The sequence below is a fragment of the Telluria antibiotica genome (genome assembly GCF_011682055.1).
GTDB classification, from domain to species: domain Bacteria; phylum Pseudomonadota; class Gammaproteobacteria; order Burkholderiales; family Burkholderiaceae_D; genus Telluria; species Telluria antibiotica.
Window position 1 is genome coordinate 53,303 of record NZ_JAAQOM010000005.1, and the last position, 17,138, is coordinate 70,440.

Annotated in this window: 21 protein-coding genes; 17 read left to right on the forward strand and 4 right to left on the reverse strand. The window is 66.4% G+C overall.

The annotated features are described in order from the left end of the window. Nucleotides 1-72 precede the first annotated feature (72 nt). Both HAV22_RS09665 and maiA read left to right on the forward strand, forming a co-directional pair. Nucleotides 73-1,098 (forward strand): fumarylacetoacetate hydrolase family protein, encoded by a 1,026-nt coding sequence (locus HAV22_RS09665; protein WP_166858890.1) that lies wholly within the window; start codon nt 73-75, stop codon nt 1,096-1,098. Further along, entirely contained in the window at nt 1,095-1,739 is a 645-nt protein-coding gene (maiA, locus tag HAV22_RS09670; RefSeq protein WP_166858891.1) for a maleylacetoacetate isomerase, read from the forward strand. The genes HAV22_RS09665 and maiA overlap by 4 nt, the downstream gene beginning before the upstream one ends. A 97-nt stretch (nt 1,740-1,836) precedes the next feature. On the opposite strand, the gene HAV22_RS09675 is transcribed toward maiA, so the two are convergent. Beyond that, complete coding sequence (locus HAV22_RS09675) at nt 1,837-2,295, reverse strand: CBS domain-containing protein (RefSeq protein WP_166858892.1); 459 nt, start codon at nt 2,293-2,295, stop codon at nt 1,837-1,839. 153 nt (nt 2,296-2,448) lie between these two features. On the opposite strand from HAV22_RS09675, the gene HAV22_RS09680 reads away from it, so the two are divergent. From HAV22_RS09680 to HAV22_RS09740, 13 genes are all read left to right on the forward strand, one after another. Further along, a complete protein-coding gene (locus HAV22_RS09680) occupies nt 2,449-3,210 on the forward strand; it encodes a uracil-DNA glycosylase family protein (RefSeq protein ID WP_166858893.1) in 762 nt (253 codons plus the stop codon). A 439-nt stretch (nt 3,211-3,649) separates the two neighbouring features. Further along, nucleotides 3,650-4,147 carry a Fe-S cluster assembly transcriptional regulator IscR gene (gene iscR, locus HAV22_RS09685; RefSeq protein ID WP_166858894.1) on the forward strand — a complete coding sequence of 166 codons (498 nt, stop codon included), beginning with the start codon at nt 3,650-3,652 and terminating at the stop codon, nt 4,145-4,147. Next, nucleotides 4,147-5,403, forward strand: coding sequence for an IscS subfamily cysteine desulfurase (locus HAV22_RS09690; RefSeq protein ID WP_166858895.1), 1,257 nt, complete (start codon nt 4,147-4,149; stop codon nt 5,401-5,403). The genes iscR and HAV22_RS09690 overlap by 1 nt, the downstream gene beginning before the upstream one ends. Nucleotides 5,404-5,431: 28 nt before the next feature. Continuing rightward, nucleotides 5,432-5,833, forward strand: a complete 402-nt coding sequence (gene iscU / locus HAV22_RS09695; protein WP_166858896.1) for a Fe-S cluster assembly scaffold IscU — start codon at nt 5,432-5,434, stop codon at nt 5,831-5,833. Nucleotides 5,834-5,952: 119 nt separating this feature from the next. Continuing rightward, entirely contained in the window at nt 5,953-6,276 is a 324-nt protein-coding gene (gene iscA, locus HAV22_RS09700) for an iron-sulfur cluster assembly protein IscA (protein WP_166858897.1), read from the forward strand. Between the two features lie 16 nt (nt 6,277-6,292). Beyond that, nucleotides 6,293-6,808: a Fe-S protein assembly co-chaperone HscB gene (gene hscB, locus HAV22_RS09705; protein WP_166858898.1), complete on the forward strand. Its 516-nt coding sequence runs from the start codon at nt 6,293-6,295 to the stop codon at nt 6,806-6,808. Nucleotides 6,809-6,942: 134 nt separating this feature from the next. After that, nucleotides 6,943-8,832, forward strand: coding sequence for a Fe-S protein assembly chaperone HscA (hscA, locus tag HAV22_RS09710; protein ID WP_166858899.1), 1,890 nt, complete (start codon nt 6,943-6,945; stop codon nt 8,830-8,832). A gap of 107 nt (nt 8,833-8,939) precedes the next feature. Next, the gene (gene fdx, locus HAV22_RS09715) at nt 8,940-9,278 is read left to right on the forward strand and encodes an ISC system 2Fe-2S type ferredoxin (RefSeq protein WP_166858900.1); all 339 of its coding nucleotides are present in this window, start codon (nt 8,940-8,942) and stop codon (nt 9,276-9,278) included. Nucleotides 9,279-9,295: 17 nt separating this feature from the next. Beyond that, nucleotides 9,296-9,490, forward strand: a complete 195-nt coding sequence (gene iscX, locus HAV22_RS09720; RefSeq protein WP_166858901.1) for a Fe-S cluster assembly protein IscX — start codon at nt 9,296-9,298, stop codon at nt 9,488-9,490. Beyond that, nucleotides 9,477-10,340, forward strand: a complete 864-nt coding sequence (locus HAV22_RS09725; protein WP_166858902.1) for a class I SAM-dependent methyltransferase — start codon at nt 9,477-9,479, stop codon at nt 10,338-10,340. The genes iscX and HAV22_RS09725 overlap by 14 nt, the downstream gene beginning before the upstream one ends. Before the next feature lie 7 nt (nt 10,341-10,347). Then, nucleotides 10,348-11,385: a low-specificity L-threonine aldolase gene (gene ltaE, locus HAV22_RS09730; protein WP_166858903.1), complete on the forward strand. Its 1,038-nt coding sequence runs from the start codon at nt 10,348-10,350 to the stop codon at nt 11,383-11,385. Beyond that, a complete protein-coding gene (locus tag HAV22_RS09735; protein WP_166858904.1) occupies nt 11,382-12,092 on the forward strand; it encodes an RNA pseudouridine synthase in 711 nt (236 codons plus the stop codon). Before ltaE ends, HAV22_RS09735 begins: the two co-directional genes overlap by 4 nt. A 40-nt stretch (nt 12,093-12,132) precedes the next feature. Continuing rightward, nucleotides 12,133-13,083 carry a DUF2268 domain-containing putative Zn-dependent protease gene (locus HAV22_RS09740; RefSeq protein WP_166858905.1) on the forward strand — a complete coding sequence of 317 codons (951 nt, stop codon included), beginning with the start codon at nt 12,133-12,135 and terminating at the stop codon, nt 13,081-13,083. An 11-nt stretch (nt 13,084-13,094) separates the two neighbouring features. Here the strand turns inward: HAV22_RS09740 and HAV22_RS09745 are convergent, their stop codons facing one another. Further along, nucleotides 13,095-13,565 (reverse strand): MarR family winged helix-turn-helix transcriptional regulator, encoded by a 471-nt coding sequence (locus tag HAV22_RS09745; RefSeq protein ID WP_166858906.1) that lies wholly within the window; start codon nt 13,563-13,565, stop codon nt 13,095-13,097. Nucleotides 13,566-13,717: 152 nt separating this feature from the next. Here HAV22_RS09745 and HAV22_RS09750 point away from each other — a divergent pair, with 152 nt between their 5' ends. Continuing rightward, entirely contained in the window at nt 13,718-14,065 is a 348-nt protein-coding gene (locus HAV22_RS09750) for a glutathione S-transferase N-terminal domain-containing protein (RefSeq protein ID WP_208296132.1), read from the forward strand. Nucleotides 14,066-14,208: 143 nt separating this feature from the next. On the opposite strand, the gene HAV22_RS09755 is transcribed toward HAV22_RS09750, so the two are convergent. Further along, nucleotides 14,209-15,519: an ATP-binding protein gene (locus HAV22_RS09755; RefSeq protein ID WP_166858907.1), complete on the reverse strand. Its 1,311-nt coding sequence runs from the start codon at nt 15,517-15,519 to the stop codon at nt 14,209-14,211. Further along, on the reverse strand, nt 15,516-16,259 hold the full coding sequence (locus HAV22_RS09760) for a response regulator (protein WP_166858908.1): 744 nt from the start codon (nt 16,257-16,259) through the stop codon (nt 15,516-15,518). The genes HAV22_RS09755 and HAV22_RS09760 overlap by 4 nt, the downstream gene beginning before the upstream one ends. Nucleotides 16,260-16,432: 173 nt before the next feature. Between HAV22_RS09760 and HAV22_RS09765 the strand changes: the two genes are divergently transcribed. Then, nucleotides 16,433-17,131: a cytochrome c biogenesis CcdA family protein gene (locus HAV22_RS09765; RefSeq protein ID WP_166858909.1), complete on the forward strand. Its 699-nt coding sequence runs from the start codon at nt 16,433-16,435 to the stop codon at nt 17,129-17,131. Nucleotides 17,132-17,138: the final 7 nt, after the last annotated feature.

The window sequence follows — 17,138 nt, forward strand, 5'->3', positions numbered from 1 at the left end:
GGAAAATATTGTTTGTATGATAGTCCGTTTTACTCTTTAATGGCGGAAACATTTAGCTTTGAAGGAAACGCCATGAAACTCGCTACCCTGAAGACGGGCGGCCGCGACGGTACGCTCGTTGTCGTCAGCCGCGACCTGGTCACCTGCCAGGCCGTCCCCAAGATCGCCCGCACCCTGCAGCACGCGCTGGACGACTGGGACCACGTCGCGCCGCGTCTCGCGCAGGTCTACGACCAGCTGAATGCCGGCAAGGCCACGGCGGCCGAATCCTTCATCGAGGAAGAGTGCGCGTCACCGCTGCCGCGTGCATACCAGTGGGCCGACGGCTCCGCGTACATCAACCACGTGGAACTCGTGCGCAAGGCGCGCGGCGCCCAGGTGCCGCCGTCGTTCTACACCGATCCGCTGATGTACCAGGGCGGTTCCGATTCCTTCGTCGGCCCGTGCGACCCGATCGCCGTGCTGTCCGAGGAATGGGGCGTCGACCTGGAGGCGGAAGTCGCGGTCGTCACCGGCGACGTGCCGATGGGCGCGACGGTCGAGCAGGCGGCGCAGGCGATCCGCCTCGTCATGCTCGTCAACGACGTGTCGCTGCGCAACCTGATTCCGAAGGAACTGGAGAAGGGCTTCGGGTTCTTCCAGTCGAAGCCGGCAAGCGCGTTCTCTCCGGTGGCCGTGACACCGGACGAACTCGGCGATGCATGGCGCGACAGCAAGCTGCGCTTGCCGCTGCTCGTCACGTTGAACGACCAGCCGTTCGGCCGGCCGAACGCGGGCGACGACATGACGTTCAGCTTCGCGCAACTGATCGCGCACGCCGCGAAGACACGCGAACTCTGCGCCGGATCGATCATCGGTTCCGGCACGGTGTCGAACAAGCAGGGCAGTTTGCACGGGTCGAGCATCGCCAACGGCGGCGTGGGCTATTGCTGCCTGGCCGAGGTGCGCATGTACGAAACGATCGAGCAGGGCGCGCCCGCCACACCGTTCCTGCGCTTCGGCGATACTGTCCGTATCGAGATGCTCGATGCCGATGGCGCCAGCCTGTTCGGTGCCATCGACCAGGAGGTTGCACATTATCACGGGAGGAAGGAATGAAGCTCTATACCTATTTCCGCAGTTCGGCCGCATACCGGGTGCGTATCGCGCTCAACCTGAAAGGGCTGAAGTACGATGCGGTCCCGGTGCACCTCTTGCGTGGTGGCGGCGAGCAGTTGCAAGCAAACTACGTCAAGATGAACCCCAGCGGCCTCGTCCCCACCTTCCAGGACGATTTCATCACGCTGACCCAGTCGATGGCCATTCTCGAATACCTGGAGGACGAGTACCCGGAGGTGCCGCTGATGCCGAAGGACTCGGCCGGGCGTGCGCGCGTGCGCGAGCTCGCGCAGATCGTCGCATGCGACATCCATCCGGTGAACAACCTGCGCGTGCTGCGTTACCTCGTCAACGACCTCGGGCTGTCGGAAGAGGTCAAGACGCAGTGGTACCGCCACTGGATCGTGGGCGGCCTCGACGTGCTGGAGAAGCACCTCGCGCGCGACCCCAGCGCGGGGCCGCTGTGTCACGGCTATTTGCCGACCATCGCCGACTGCTTCCTCGTGCCGCAGGTGTTCAACGCGCAGCGCAACGGCGTCGACATCGCCGCGTATCCGAACATCGCGCGCATCAACGCGGCTTGCGTGGAAATCCCGGCCTTCGTGGCCGCGCATCCGTCCAACCAGCCGGACGCGGAATAAAGAGCCCGGCCGCCACGTGAGCCACGTCGACGGCCGGCGGCCGGCGCTACAGTGCACGAACGCCGCCACGCATGCGTCCACGCGGCGGCGTCAGGCGTCAGTGCCGCGTCTGCGACCCCGTAGTCGAGCGGTCAGGCGCGGCCGGCGTCGAGATCTCTTCCAGCGTATGGTCGACGCCGGCCGAATGCTTGGCCGCCATATCGCCCAACGACACGATGCCGACCACTTCATGCGACGCCTCGTCGACGACAGGCACGCGGCGGATCTGCACGTCGCCCATCTGGCCCAGCACCTCGTCCACCGTCTGGTTCGGCGCGCACGTGCGCACGTCGGTGCTCATCACGTCGCCCACGCGCGCCTGCCCCGGCGCCTCGCCGGCCGCCGTCGAGCGCACGGTGATGTCGCGGTCGGTGATCATGCCGACGAGCCTGTGGCCGTCGAGCACGGGGATCGAACCCACGTTCAACTCATCCATCATCTGCGCGGCGCGCTGCACGGTTTCCTGCGGCGAAATGCTTTGCACGTCGCGGGTCATCATATCCTGAATGGTCTGCATTTGAACCTCCTTCGCTGCGTTCACACGGCGTTGCATGATGCACGAATTCGCGCAGGCCGGACGCTACGTTGACTTGCGGAACAGCCCGTACATAAAGGCCTTGTGCGAAGCCGGCTCGGCTACAATCTGCTCCTTTTGACTCGCATCGAGACCATGACCATTCCCGCGCCCATCGCCGCTGCCCTGGACCGTGCCGATCCTTCCTGGCGTCCCCATCTCATGAACGGTCTCGACGCGATGATGCGTGCGACGCCGGACTACCTGCCGCAACTGGCGGACGACCACTACCTGCCGACGGGCGGCCGCCTGTTCGCCGCGTTCGCGCTGCCGTTCGATCAAGTGCGTTACGTGCTCGTGGGCGAGGGGCCGTATCCGCGCGAGGGGAGCGCGACGGGCGTGTGCTTCATGGATGGGGCGGTCGGCCCCTTGTGGTCGGACACGGGGCTGTCGAAGCCCGTCAACCGCGCCACGTCGCTGCGCAACTTCATGAAGATGCTGCTCGTGGCCGAGGGCCGGTTGAGCCCGGACGACACGGGCGGCGCGGCGCTGGCCCCCGTCGCGCAGGCGGCGCACGCGGACGGCTCGATCGAGACCTTGGCCGAGCTGCAGGACAACCTGCTGGGCCACGGCTTCCTGCTGTTGAACGCAGCTCTCGTGTTCCGCAAGCACGTGCCGCCGGTGCAGGAAGCGCGCGCCTGGGTGCCCTTCCAGCGCGCCGTGTTCGCCGCGCTGGCGGAACGGGCCGACAAGCCCACGCTGGTCTTGTGGGGCAAGATCGCGGAACAGTTGAAGAAGGTACCGGAGACGGCAGGCTTCCCGCAGATCCACGCCGAACATCCATACAACCTGTCGTTTATCCGCCACGAAGGCATGCAGAAACTGTTCGGGCCAATGCAATTGCTCCTGCGCTGCTGACACGCTCCAAATTCAGCCCCACTTCGGGGTCAGAGCACTTTTTTAGGCAAATTCGGGGTCAGAGCACATTTTTGGGAATAGATTCGACGCCACATGCGGGCATCCGCGCTTTTACGGCGGTCCCCACTGGCCGACATGCGGGGCGAAATGGCCGCGATCTCAACGCAGCACTGTGGCGCATGCTGACTGAACGGCGAACGAGCCGGACGATATGTAGCGAAGGCCATTGCCACAAAATTAGCTCTGACCCCGAATTTGGCGAGAAAAGTGCTCTGACCCCGAATTTGGGGCGCCAAGCAAAGGATGGCGAAATACGCTATACTTGACTAAATCGATCAACTAATCCGGCTTTTGTGAATGGCCGGAGGGCAGGTGAAAACGCCGGTCGATTGAAGAGAAGCAAGATTTTACCACTGTCTGGACAACAACCGGGGTTGTGATGCGTCTGACCACCAAAGGCCGTTTTGCTGTTACCGCGATGATCGATCTTGCCCTGCGCCAGGGCAACGGTCCCGTCACGCTGTCGGGCATCAGCCAGCGCCAGGCCATTTCGCTGTCCTATCTGGAGCAGCTGTTCGGCAAGCTGCGCCGGCACGAGATCGTCGAGTCGGTGCGCGGCCCCGGCGGCGGCTACAGCCTGGCGCGCAATGCCGACAAGGTGACCGTCGCCGACATCATCATCGCCGTCGACGAGCCGATCGATGCGACGCAGTGCGGCGGCAAGGAAAACTGCCACGGCGCCGATGCCGCCAGCGGCACCCGCTGCATGACCCACGAGCTGTGGGCGACCTTGAATGCGAAGATGGTCGACTTCCTCGATTCCGTCACCCTGCAGGACCTCGTCGACCAGCAGAAGCAAAAAGAACAGAACGTCGTGGTGATGCACCGCCACGCGCCGTCGGACAATACTGAAGCTAAGCATATTGGAGTGAACTGATGAACGCGCCCTTGGACCAAAAAATCGAGCAGAGCTTCGCGACTGCGCCGCATTTCCCGATCTACATGGATTATTCGGCCACGACGCCGATCGACCCGCGCGTGGCCGACAAGATGATTCCGTTCCTGCGCGAGCAGTTCGGCAATCCGGCATCGCGCAGCCACGCGTACGGCTGGAGCGCCGAAGCGGCCGTCGAGGAAGCTCGCGCGCAGGTTGCCGATCTCGTCGGCGCCGATCCGCGCGAGATCATCTGGACGTCGGGCGCGACGGAATCGAACAACCTCGCACTGAAGGGCGCGGCGCAGTTCTACAAGAGCAAGGGCAAGCACATCATCACGGTCAAGACCGAGCACAAGGCCGTGCTCGACACCGTGCGCGAACTGGAACGCCAGGGCTTCGAGGCGACCTACCTGGAACCGCAGGACAACGGCCTGATCTCGCTGGAACAGCTGGAAGCGGCGATCCGTCCGGACACGATCCTCGTCTCCGTGATGTTCGTGAATAACGAGATCGGCGTGGTCCAGCCGATCAAGGAAATTGGCGAACTGTGCCGCAAGAAGGGCATCATCTTCCACAGCGACGCGGCGCAGGCCACGGGCAAGGTCGAGATCAACCTGGAAGAGCTGAAGGTCGACCTGATGAGCTTTTCCGCGCACAAGACCTACGGTCCGAAAGGCATCGGCGCCCTGTACGTGCGCCGCAAGCCGCGCGTGCGCCTGGAAGCGCAGATGCACGGCGGCGGCCACGAGCGCGGCCTGCGTTCGGGCACGCTGGCGCCGCACCAGATTGTCGGCATGGGCGAAGCCTTCCGCATCGCGAAGGAAGAGATGACGACGGAACTCGCGCGCGTCAAGGCGCTGCGCGACCGCCTGGCCAAGGGCCTGCTGGAGATCGAAGAGGTGTACATCAACGGCGACATGGAACACCGCGTGCCGCACAACCTGAACGTGTCGTTCAACTTCGTCGAAGGCGAATCGCTGATCATGGCCATCAAGGACATCGCCGTGTCGTCGGGTTCCGCCTGCACGTCCGCGAGCCTGGAGCCGTCGTACGTGCTGCGCGCCCTGGGCCGCAGTGACGAACTGGCACACAGCTCGATCCGCTTCACCATCGGCCGCTTCACGACGGAAGAGGACATCGACTTCGCCATCAAGCTGTTGAAGGAAAAGGTCGGCAAGCTGCGTGAACTGTCGCCGCTGTGGGAAATGCACAAGGACGGCATCGACCTGAACTCGATCCAGTGGGCTGCCCACTAACTCATCGCATAGAACAAGGAGCACTACCATGGCATATTCCGACAAGGTCCTCGACCACTACGAAAACCCGCGCAACGTCGGCTCGTTCGACAAGAACGCCGACGACGTCGGCACCGGCATGGTCGGCGCACCGGCCTGCGGCGACGTGATGAAACTGCAGATCAAGGTCAACGAAGCGGGCGTCATCGAAGACGCGAAATTCAAGACCTATGGCTGCGGCTCGGCGATCGCATCGAGCTCGCTCGTGACCGAATGGGTCAAGGGCAAGTCGCTGGACGAAGCGCTGTCGATCAAGAACACGCAGATCGCCGAAGAGCTGGCGCTGCCGCCGGTGAAGATCCACTGCTCGATCCTGGCCGAAGACGCCATCAAGGCGGCTGTTGCCGACTACAAGCAGAAGCACGGCGCTGAAGACGTCAAAGCCGCGTGATCGCATGGTGGGCACGGGGTGCCCACCCTACGGCAATCGAATTTCGTAGGGTGGGCTCCCCGAGCCCACCGTGAAGCACCCGCATCGCAATACATCGCACTCAAGCTGGAGAAACAGAAATGGCTGTGACCCTCACCGAAAAAGCCGCAAAGCACATCAACCGTTACCTCGAGCGCCGGGGCAAGGGCGTGGGCCTGCGTTTCGGCGTGCGCACGACCGGCTGCTCCGGCCTGGCCTACAAGCTGGAATACGTCGACGAGGCGGCCGCGGAAGACACCGTGTTCGAATCGCACGGCGTGAAAGTGTTCGTCGATCCCAAGAGTCTGCCGTACATCGACGGCACCGAGCTCGATTTCGCCCGCGAAGGCCTGAACGAAGGCTTCCGCTTCAACAACCCGAACGTCAAGGACAATTGCGGTTGCGGCGAAAGCTTCCGCATCTGACCGGGGGCGCCGGAACGTGCAAAACCACTTCGAGCTGTTCCAGCTGCCGGCCAGGTTCGACGTCGACATGGAGGCGCTGGATGCCGCTTATCGCGAAGTCCAGGGCCGCGTCCATCCCGACCGCTTCGTGAACGCGAGCGACGCGGAAAAACGCGTTGCGATGCAATGGGCCACGCGCGCCAACGAGGCCTATCAAACGCTGAAGAATCCGATGCTGCGTGCGCGCTACCTGTGCGAGTTGAACGGCGTCGACCTGCAGACGGAATCGAACACGGCGATGCCGATGGACTTCCTGATGGAGCAGATGGAGCTGCGCGAAGCGCTGTCCGATGCGCGCGCCGCGAAGGATGCCGAGGCGCTCGACGAGCTGGATGCGCGCATCCGCAACGAGCGCAAGCAGCGCCTCACGCAGGTCGGCAAGCTGCTCGACGCGGGCGATTATCCGCAGGCGGCGCAGGGCGTGCGGGCGCTGATGTTCCTCGATAAGTTCGGCGACGAGTTGCATTACGCGTTCGAGGCATTGGAGAGCTGAGGTGACGAGTTCCGTAGGGTGGGCACCCCGTGCCCACGCGAACGCCGGCGACACGTTGGCATCCGCGTGGGCATGGGATGCCCACCCTACGCAATTTGCGACAGTATCTAACAAGAAGATTAGGTAACACGACCATGGCACTACTGCAGATCTCCGAACCCGGCATGTCGACCGCGCCGCACCAGCACCGGCTGGCGGTGGGCATCGACCTGGGCACCACCAATTCCCTCGTCGCGACCGTGCGTCACTCGATTCCGGAAGTGCTGACCGACGAGGACGGCCGCTCGCTGCTGCCATCGATCGTGCGCTACCTCGCGAACGGCCACGCCAACATCGGCTACAAGGCCATGGCGGCCCGCACCACCGATCCGAAGAACACCATCGTCTCCGTCAAGCGCTTCATGGGCCGCGGCCTGAAGGACATCGCGCACGCGGAGAACATGCCCTACGACTTTGTCGATGCTCCGGGTATGGTGCAATTGAAGACCGTCGCCGGCGTGAAGTCCCCGGTCGAAGTGTCCGCGCAAATCCTGGCCACGTTGCGCCAGACGGCGGAAGACGCGCTGGGCGACGAGCTGGTCGGCGCGGTGATTACGGTGCCCGCGTACTTCGACGACGCGCAGCGCCAGGCCACGAAGGACGCCGCGCAACTGGCCGGCCTGAACGTATTGCGCCTGCTGTCCGAGCCGACGGCCGCCGCCATCGCGTATGGCCTCGACCACGGCAAGGAAGGCGTGTTCGCCGTGTACGACCTGGGCGGCGGCACGTTCGACATCTCGATCCTGAAGCTGTCGAAAGGCGTGTTCGAAGTGCTGTCCACGGGCGGCGATTCCGCGCTCGGCGGCGATGATTTCGACCAGCGCCTGTTCTGCTACATCACGCAGCAGGCCGGCCTCGCGCCGCTGTCGGAACTCGACACCGCCACGTTGATGGTGAAGTCGCGCCAGGCCAAGGAACTGCTGTCGACGAACGAAGAGACGACCGTCGAGGCGATCCTGAAATCGGGCGAGGTCGTGCAGGTGACCGTCACCGCGAAGACCTTCGCCGAGATCACGCAGCCGCTCGTCGCGAAGACGATGAATGCCGTGCGCAAGGCGATGCGCGACGCGAACGTGTCCGTCGAGGACGTCGATGGCGTCGTGCTCGTCGGCGGCGCCACGCGCATGCCGCACATCCGCCGTGCCGTCGGCGACTTTTTTAAGACGATCCCGCACGCGAACATCGACCCGGACAAGGTCGTCGCGCTGGGTGCAGCCATCCAGGCGAACCTCCTCGCCGGTAACCGCGCCGCAGGCGACGACTGGCTGCTGCTGGACGTGATCCCGCTGTCGCTCGGCATCGAGACGATGGGTGGCCTCGTCGAGAAGATCATCCCGCGCAACTCGACGATCCCGTGCGCCCGCGCGCAGGAATTCACGACGTTCAAGGATGGCCAGACGGCCCTCGCGGTGCACGTGGTGCAGGGCGAGCGCGAGCTCGTGTCCGACTGCCGTTCGCTGGCGCGCTTCGAGCTGCGCGGCATCCCGCCGATGGCGGCCGGCGCGGCGCGCATCCGCGTCACGTACCAGGTCGACGCGGACGGGCTGCTGTCGGTGTCGGCGCGCGAGACGCGTTCCGGCGTCGAAGCGTCGATCACCGTGAAGCCGTCGTACGGCCTCGGCGACGAAGAGGTCGCGCGCATGCTGCAGGATTCGTACAACTCGGCGCAGGTCGACATGGTCGCGCGCGCGCTGCGCGAGGAACAGGTCGAGGCCGAGCGCATCCTGCTCGCGACGCAGTCCGCGCTCGACACGGACGCCGACCTGCTGAACGACGAAGAGCAGACCGCGGTCGCGCAGCTGGTGCACGCGGTGCGCGACGCGATGATGCGGTCGAACGATACGGACATCGACGCCGGCGCGCGCCAGAACGCATTGCACGACGCCGTGCAGGCGCTGGCGCACGGCACCGAGGAATTCGCCGCGCGGCGCATGGACAAGAGCGTGCGCAAGGTATTGGCAGGTAAAGCGCTCGATCAGGTATGACATCATGGTGGGCACAGGGTGCCCACCCTACGACATGTAACGGACGGCCGTAGGGTGGGCTCCCCGAGCCCACCAAAAGCCGGCGACAAAACACAAGAGGTCAAGAAGTGCCACAAATCGTCATCCTCCCCCATCCCGTCTTCTGCCCCGAAGGCGCCGTGCTCGAAGGCCAGAGCGGCAAGTCGATCTGCGACACGCTGCTCGAGAACGACATCGAGATCGAGCACGCCTGCGACCGCGTGTGCGCGTGCACGACGTGCCACGTGATCGTGCGCGAAGGCTTCGATTCGCTGAACGAGCAGGAGGAAAAGGAAGAGGACATGCTCGACAAGGCATGGGGCCTCGAGCCGAACTCGCGCCTGTCCTGCCAGGCGATCATCGCCGACGAGGACCTCGTCGTCGAGATCCCGAAGTACACGATCAACCACGCAGCCGAGAATCACTGATCACGACGGAGGATTCCATGAAGTGGACCGATGTCACGGCCATCGCCGAGGCCTTGTACGAAACCTACCCGGACGTCGATCCGGCCACCGTGCGCTTCGTCGACCTGCATAACTGGGTCGTCGCGCTGGACGGCTTCGACGACGACCGCACGCGTGGCGGCGAGCGCGTACTGGAAGCCATTCAGGCGGCATGGATCGATGAAGCAAAGTAAAAAAGAAGCCCAGACGATCTACCAGCTGGCCCCGGAAATCAAGCCGGGCCAGTCGATCGAACTGCTGAAGGAACTGCACATCCTCACGCGCGACGGGAAGCTGAACCAGGACAGCCGCCGCAAGCTGAAGCAGGTGTATCACCTCGTGCAGTTCATCGAGCCTCTGCTGAAGGACGTCGGCGAAGCCGCGACCGTCGTCGACCACGGCGCCGGCAAGTCCTACCTTGGCTTCATTTTGTACGACCTGTTCTTCAAGGGACGCGAGAACGCAGGCCACATCTACGGCATCGAGACGCGCGAAGAACTCGTGCAGAAGTCGGCGGAGCTGGCCGCGCGCCTGGGCTTCCCCGGCATGTCGTTCCTGAACCTGTCCGTCGCGGAGTCGACCGAGTCCGACAAGCTTCCGCCCACGATCGACGTGGTGACGGCGCTCCACGCCTGCAACACGGCGACGGACGACGCCATCGACTTCGCGCTGAAGAAGCACGCGAAGCACATCGTGCTGGTGCCGTGCTGCCAGGCCGAAGTCGCGTCCGTGCTGCGCAAGAACAAAAGCAAGGATCTGGGCCGCAGTGCGCTCACGGAAATCTGGCGCCACCCGATCCACACGCGCGAATTCGGCAGCCAGATCACGAACGTGCTGCGCTGCCTGCAGCTGGAGGCGCACGGCTATCAGGTCACCGTCACGGAACTGGTGGGCTGGGAGCACTCGATGAAGAACGAGTTGATCGTCGCGACGTACAAGAACCTGCCGCGCCGCCGGCCGGCCGAGCGCCTGCAGCAGGTGCTGGCCGAAGTGGGCCTCGAAGAACTCTCCTCGCGCTTCTACACCGAACCATCGACCGTTTGAAACTCCCATGAGCGACCACCACGACCGCTGGATCGACCTGCGCAGCGACACCGTCACCCAGCCGTCCGCCGCGATGCGGGCCGCGATGGCGGCGGCGTCCGTCGGCGACGACGTCTATGGCGACGACCCCACCGTCAACCGCCTGCAGGACTACGCCGCGGAGTTGTTCGGCTTCGAAGCGGGCCTGTTCGCACCGACCGGCACGCAGACGAACCTCATCGCGCTGATGACGCATTGCGGCCGCGGCGACGAATACCTCGTCGGCCAGGAAGCGCACACGTACAAGTACGAAGGCGGCGGCGCCGCCGTGCTGGGTTCGATCCAGCCGCAGCCCATCGCGAACCAGCCGGACGGCAGCATCGCCATCGCCGACATCGCCGCGTACATCAAGCCGGACGACATGCACTTCGCGCGCACGCGCGTGCTCGCGCTGGAAAACACGATCGGCGGGCGCGTGCTGCCGCAGGCCTACGTGAAAGCCGCGACGGACTTCGCGCATGCGCAAGGCCTCGCCACGCACCTGGACGGCGCGCGCATCTGCAATGCCGCGGTCAAGCAGGGCATCGCGCTGCGCGACGCGGCGGCCGGTTTCGATACCGTGTCCGTGTGCCTGTCGAAAGGCCTCGGCGCGCCGGTCGGCTCGGTGCTGCTTGGGCCGAAGGCGTTCATCGAGCAGGGCAAGCGCTGGCGCAAGATGCTGGGCGGCGGGATGCGCCAGGCCGGCGTCATCGCGGCCGCCGCGCATCACGCGCTGGAGCACAATGGCGCGCGCCTCGCGGAGGACCATCAAAACGCGGCCGACTTGTCCGCGGGCCTCGCACGCATCGAGGCTTTGAAGGTCACGGCGCCGCAGACGAACATCTTCTACGTCGAGATCCCGGAAGCCGCGTGCGCGGCCCTGCGCGACGCGCTGGCGCGCCAGGGCATCCGCGCGTCGATCGCGCCGCACACGCGCCTCGTGACGCACCTGGACGTCTCGAGCGCCGACGTGCGCACGACCGTCGCCGCATTCGAATCCTTCTTCCGCGACTGGAAAGCACAATGAGTGACGAAGGTATCCGCCTGGCCAAGCGCGTGGCCGAGATCGTGCCGTGCTCGCGCGGCGAAGCCGAGCGCTATATCGCGGGCGGCTGGGTGACGGTCGACGGCGCCGTCGTCGAAGACCCGGCCACGCGCGTGACGCCTGCGCAAGCGGTGGCACTGCTGCCGGGCGCGCAACCCGTGGAGCCCGCGCCCGTGACGATCGTCCTGCACAAACCGGCCGGCGTCGATGCGGCCGGCGCGCTGGCGCTGATCGCGCCGGAGACGCTGGCGGCAGGCGGCGACACGCGCTTCCTGCGCCGGCACCTGGCGCGGCTCACCGTCGTCACGCCGCTGGAGCCGGAAGCGAGCGGCCTGGTCGTGCTGAGCCAGGACTGGCGCGTGACGCGCAAGCTGGTCGAGGACGGCGCGCGCGTCGAACAGGAATACGTGGCCGAGGTGACGGGCGCCATTCAAGAGGATGGCTTGTCCCGCCTGAACGCCGGCATGCGCGTGCAGGGCAGGGCGACCGTCCCGCTGAAGGCCAGCTGGCAGAGCGAGGCGCGGCTGCGCCTGGCCGGCAAGGACGTCCGGCCGGGGCAGGTGGCCGCCATGTGCGCGGACGTCGGCTTGACCGTCAAGGCGCTGCGCCGCCTGCGCATCGGGCGCGTCGCGCTGGGCCAGTTGCCGTCCGGGCGCTGGCGCTATCTGCACGAGACCGAGCGCTTCTGATTTGACGGACAGGCAACGCCTGCTACAAAAGGATCGACGGATGAAGATCGGTAAGCGCCTGCTGACCGTGCTGACGCTGTGGACGGGCATCGTGCGTGCCGCGGGCGTCGATCCGCTGACGATCGACGTCGACGCGCGCGACGCGCTGCGTTTCGCGCGTCTCATGCGGGATGGCGCCGTGCCGACGGCCGCTACGCTGCAGCGCGACTATCTGGATGGGGCGGGGCCGGGCGTGAAGGTCTTCACGCCGTTACGGATCCGCGATGCACGGCATCTTGCCGCAGTCGTGGCCAGCAAGCCCGATATCTACCGCTACGCGATCCGCGAATGCCTGCCGCAACTGCCGGCGTTGCGCGGCGACCTGCGCGCCATCTATCTCGCGTTTGCGGGCCTGCTGCCGGAACGTCCGTTGCCCGCCATCGACGTCGTCTTCGGCGCCAACAACTCGGGCGGGACGGCCGGCGACGGCAGGCAGGTGCTCGGCCTCGAGGTGCTTTGCCCGCCCGGCACGACGCCCGAGCAGTTCCGCACGACGATGCGCGGCTTCTTCGCGCACGAAACGGTGCACACGTGGCAGGCCGACGAAACGCCGGCCGCGCTGGCCGATCTGTTGCTGAGCCAGGCGTTGCGGGAAGGCGGCGCCGATTACCTGGCGACCGTCGTCACCGGTGCGATTCCGCATCTCGATCGCGACGCCTGGGCGCGCCCGCAGGAAGCCAGGCTGTGGCAGGAATTCCAGCGCGACCGCGAGGCCATCCGCGGTAGCCGCGACGACGTGAACAAGCGGGTCGCCAGCCCCCAGTTCCGGCGCTGGTTCGCGAACTGCGGCTCCGCGCCGGCAGGGTGGCCTTGCGAGGCCGGCTACTGGATCGGCATGCGCATCGCCGCAGCCTACGTGGCGCAAGCGGCCGACAAGCGCGCCGCGATCCGCGACCTGCTCGAACTGCGCGATCCGGCCGCGATCCTCAAGGCAAGCGGCTACGGCAAATAGGGCGCGGCCCGTCAGTCGGCGGCCTTGCCCGCCGCGTCGATCAGGTTGTCGCGCAGGCGCACGATGGCCTTCTGCAGCGCGGGGAACTCTTCCGGGCTCAGGCCAGACGCGGCGACCGTCTGCTTGCCGAATCCAAGCCCTTTTTCGCGCAGCGCGCGGCCGGCGTCCGTGAGCGAGATCCGCACGTTGCGCTCGTCTTCCTTGTCGCGTTCGCGGCGGAGGTAGCCCATCGCTTCCAGGCGCTTGAGCATCGGGGTGACGGTGCTCGGTTCCAGGAACAGCTTTTCGCTGAGGCTCTTCACTGTCTGATCGTCTTCTTCCCACAAGGCGATGATGGCCAGGTATTGCGGGTAGGTGAGGCCCAGCGCGTCCAGCACGGGCTTGTACACGCGCGAATACGCGAGGTTCGTGGAATAGATCGCGAAGCACATGAAGTCCGCCATGCGGGCGGCCTTGGCGGGGGTGTCGTTGTCGGTTGCCATCGTGTCGAAAAAATTATCGTGATAACCGTTATCGTACTTGAAAATCCTCGGATGCGATGCTGGTATTTGTTGTGCTAATCATTATTGCGATAATTAATGTGAGGAGTCACCGATGAAGCCGTACGACGCCGCCATTTCGTCCGCCGCAGCGCGTGCGCATCGCCCACGCGCTGAAAGGAATCGCGGTGGAGCGCATTCCCGTCGAGATCGTGGGTGCAAGCGCGGAAAACCGCCGGCCGGCCTGCCTGGACGTGAATCCGCAAGGGCTCGTCCCGGCGCTGCTGACGGACGACGGCGTGCTGCTGACGCAATCGCTGGCCATCGTCGAGTACCTGGACGAGGTGTATCCCGAGCCGCCGCTGCTGCCGCTCGAAGCGGCGACGCGGGCGTGGGTGCGCGCGTTCGTGCTGGCCGTGCTGGCCGAGACGCATGCGATCGTGACGCCGCGCGTCGCGATACGCCGCGCCTCGCGGACGTGTTCCTGTTTCCGCAGGCGGTGAACGCGGGACGCGTGGACTTGCCGTTGGCGCGCTGGCCGCAGCATGTGGAGGCGGTCGCGCGGCGGTTGGCCGACATACCGGCGTTTGCCGACAACGCCCAGGCCACGTTGCCGCCTCGGTAGGGTGGGCTCGGGGAGCCCACCCTACGCGAGGGTAAGACGTGCCTCTAGCCCACCCTCGGGCCGGTTGTGCAGGGTGAGCGTCCCGCCGAGACTCCCGGCCAGCTGGCGCGCGATGGCGAGCCCCAGGCCCGTGCCGCCCGTGTCGCGATTGCGCGACCCCTCGAGCCGGAAGAACGGCTCGAACACGGCTTCCAGCTGCTCGGCGGGGATGCCGGGACCGTTATCCAGCACGCGCACGAGCACCGCGCCCTGGCTGTCGCGTCCCACGACGATGGACGCGCCGCCGCCGTAGCGCAGCGCGTTGTCGACGAGGTTGCCGACGATGCGCCGCAACGCCTTCGGGCGCGTCTGCACGGGCGCGCCGATGCGGCCCTCCAGCGTCACGGCGCTGCCCGCGTCGCGGTAGTCCAGCACGAGGCTGTCGAGCTGCGCGTCGAGGTCGATGGCGCGCGCTGGCTCCCGCTCGCCGTGCATCGCGCGCGCGTAGCCGATGCCGTCCTTGACGAGGCCCTGCAATTCCTCGAGGTCTGCGCGCAGTCGCGGCTGCTGCGCCTCGTCGTCCATCAGGTCCACGCGCAGGCGCATGCGCGTGATGGGCGTCTGCAAATCGTGCGAGATCGCGGCGAGGATGCGCACGCGCTCGTCGACGTACGCGGCGATGCGGCGCTGCATGGCGTTGAACGCGCGCGCCGAGCGCAGGACTTCGGACGGCCCCCGTTCCGGCAGCTCGACTGGACGCAGGTCGGGGCCGAGCGCATCGGCCGCCTCGGCCAGGGTGCGCAGCGGGCGCACGGCCTGGCGCACGGCGAGCCAGCAGCACGCGGCGAGGATCGCCAACTGCGCCGCGAGCACGTACGGCAGCCACGGCGACAGCGGCACGCCGCGCATCGGCACGACGTCGATGGTCAAGGGCGAGCCGTCCGTCAGGCGCAGGTGCACCTGCATGCGTCCGCTGTCGCCCAGACCGTTCACGGTGAGCGGATAGCTGCGCCCGATGCCTTGCGCGATCGACGCGGCGATCTGCGCCGACAGCTTCTCGTCGGGCATCGCGCCGATCGTCTCGCCCGGGCCGAGGATGAAACGGTAGCTGCGGCGCGCCAGCCGCGGCAGCCACGCGGGCCGCTCGGCCGCCGGCAGCAGGTCGAGCAGGGCGACGGAGCTCGCCACCTCGCGCTCCACATACCCCATCATCAGCTGCGTCGTCGCCTGGTCGCGTTCCGTGAACGTGAGCGCGACGGACAGCCCCTGCGCCAGCGCGAGCCCGGCGAACAGGATCAGCGCGAGGCGCGCATACAGGCTGCGCGGCCAGGGAACGGCCAGGCGCGTGCTCATGCGGTCCGGCCCTCGAGGATCGTCACCTCGGCCGAGAATACATAGCCTTCGTTGCGCAGGGTCTTGATGTAGCGGGGCTCGCGCGCGCCGTCGCCCAGGCGCTGGCGCAGGCGGCTCACGAGCAGGTCGATCGACCGGTCGAAGAATTCCGCGTCGTTGCCGTGCGTGAGGCCCAGCAGCTGGTCGCGCGACAGCACGCGCTGCGGGTGGTCGACGAACACGCGCAGCAGGCGGTATTCCGCGCCGCTCATCGCGACTTCGACGCCGTTCGTGTCGAGCAGGTGGCGCCCGACCGTGTCGAGGCGCCAGTCGCCGAACGCGATCAGCTTCGCGGCCTCCGTCACTTGCAGGTTCGGCGGCATCATGCGCGTGCGGCGCAGCACGGCGCGGATGCGCGCCAGCAGCTCGCGCACGGCGAACGGTTTCGGCACGTAGTCGTCCGCGCCGAGTTCCAGGCCGACGACGCGGTCGGTCTCGTCGTCGCGCGCCGTCAGCATCACGATGGGAATCGCGCGGTGTTTTCCTGCCCGTAGTTCGCGGCACAACGTGAGGCCGTCGTCGCCGGGCATCATGATGTCGAGCAGGATCAGGTCGGGCGGCGCCTGCAGCAGCGCGTTCTTCATCTCGCGGCCGTTGGCGGCCAGGGTGACGCGCAGGCCCTGCTTTTCCAGGTAGGCGCCGACCAGTTCGCGGATGCCGCGGTCGTCGTCGACGACCAGCACGTGGTCGTTATCGTTCATGCTCGCTCCTCGGATGGTTGCGGGGCCTACTGTAGCGCGGCGCACCGGCGTCATTATGTCCGAATGTGTCGAGGGCGGCACGGGACACATGGCCTGACAAAACGGGGAGTTGCGGACACATTGCGCACACATGGCGGGCGTCCAATGGAGGCTCGCGAATTCAGGAGCCTTCCATGACGAACCCGGTCGAATCCCCGCTCGCGCTGCTGGCCGGCCTGGCCACGGTGGCGTCCCCGTGCGTGCTGCCCGTGCTGCCGTTCCTGCTCGGCGTCCGCGTCGAACAGGTGAACCGGCGCCGCCCATTGCTGATCGTGGCCGGCTTCGTGCTGTCGTTCTCCGCGTTCGCGCTGGCGCTGGGTGCCGTATCGAGCGCCGCGCAGCTGGCGCAGGAGACGCTGCGCGACGTGGCCATCGTGCTGCTGGGCGTATCGGGCCTGCTGCGCATCTGGCCGCGTCCGTGGGACCTGCTCGTCGAACGTGTTCGCCTCGTGTGGACCCGGCTGCGCGGCACGGGCGCCGACGCCGTGCCGCGCCAGAGCGGGGCGTTCGTGCTGGGCCTGTCGCTGGGCGCCGTGTGGACGCCCTGCGCCGGTCCGGTGCTCGCGTCGATCCTCGCCTTGGTCGTGCAGGCGCATGATCCGGCGAGAGCCGTAACGCTCATCGGCCTGTATGCGCTGGGCGCGGCGCTGCCGATGCTGGTGCTGATCCACGGCGGCCAGGCGATCGTGCAACGCGTGCGCGGCGTCGCCCGCCACGCCGTTGCGCTGCAGCGCGCGTTCGGCGTGCTCGTGCTGGCCAGCGCGGCCGCCATCTGGTTCCAGGTCGACACGCAGATCGCCGCCCACGTCCCGTCCATCTTCCCAACCCTGTAAGGAGTTC